A 1,175-nucleotide genomic window follows, 5' to 3' on the forward strand; every position below is an offset into this window, starting at 1 on the left:
TTGAAACAACCCCAACCTTTCCCGGCTTATGAATGTATCCAGGCATAATGCCTGCTTTTGATTCCCCCGGAGTAATTATTCCAGGACAATTAGGACCAACAAGGCGTGTCTTTTCTTGAAATAGTAGACGCTTAACTTTTGCCATATCAAACGTTGGGATTCCCTCCGTAATGCAAATAATGAGATCCATCTGGCAATATAGAGCTTCTATCATTGCATCGGCCGCAAAAGGAGCTGGAACAAAAATGAGAGAAACATTGCAATCGGTTTTTTCTTTTGCTTCCTTAAGTGTATCAAAGATAGGTACATTATTTTCGAAAACCCCTGCGGTTATCTTTGTCCCATAATCCATACAGAGTCGTGTATGAAACGCTCCGTATTTTCCAGTAATACCTTGAACAACTACTCGATCTGTTTTTCTTAGCAGAATAGCCATAGGAATTTATAATTATTTTTTTAAGAATTGAACGGCTTTTCGAGCCGCATCTTCTAGATCATCGGCGAAGAGATACTCAAGGGAAGAGTTTTCCAAAATTGCTTTTCCCTCTTTGACTCGTGTTCCTTCCAGCCGTATAACCAAAGGAATAGAAGGTCGATGGGTTTTTGTTGCCTCTACGATTGCCTCCGCAATAAGATCGCAGCGCATGATACCACCAAAAATATTGATTAGAATCACTTTTAAATTCCGATTTGATAATAAAATACGAAAGGCATTCTCCACCTGGCTTTGATCCGCCCCCCCGCCAACGTCAAGGAAATTAGCCGGTCTGCCTCCAAAACGGTCCAAAATATCCATAGTAGCCATAGCCAACCCGGCTCCATTGACCATACAACCAATCTGACCATCTAGCCCGACATAGTTGACCCCGGAACGAATCGCTTCGGATTCTTGTGGATCATAAATTGTTTCATAACGGTAAGCTAAAAGCTCTTTCTGCCTAAACAAAGCATTGTCATCTATCGTTATTTTGGCATCTAATGCCCAAAATTTCCTTTCCCTATCCATAGCTAGAGGATTGACCTCGCAGAGACTTGCATCGTATTTGACAAAGGTCTTATACAGCGATTTGAGGATGCGAGAAAGCTCAACGAGTTCCTTCCCTCTGAATCCAAGATCTAATCCAAACTCTCTGGCTTGAAAATCCCAAAGTGAATAATCAGGCAAAACAAATTTT

General features: G+C 41.4%; 1 protein-coding gene and 1 pseudogene. Both read right to left on the bottom strand.

The window, feature by feature from the left end; all coding sequences use genetic code 11:
• Positions 1-436 (bottom strand): annotated as a pseudogene (locus A7Q09_RS10000) (succinate--CoA ligase subunit alpha); the annotation flags it as partial.
• Positions 437-448: 12 nt separating this feature from the next.
• Positions 449-1,175: ATP-grasp domain-containing protein (locus A7Q09_RS10005; protein ID WP_347877505.1), on the bottom strand; the 727-nt coding region annotated here is incomplete at its 5' end.

The sequence above is a fragment of the Methylacidiphilum sp. Yel genome (assembly GCF_004421185.1).
In the GTDB taxonomy this organism is placed as follows: Bacteria; Verrucomicrobiota; Verrucomicrobiia; order Methylacidiphilales; family Methylacidiphilaceae; genus Methylacidiphilum.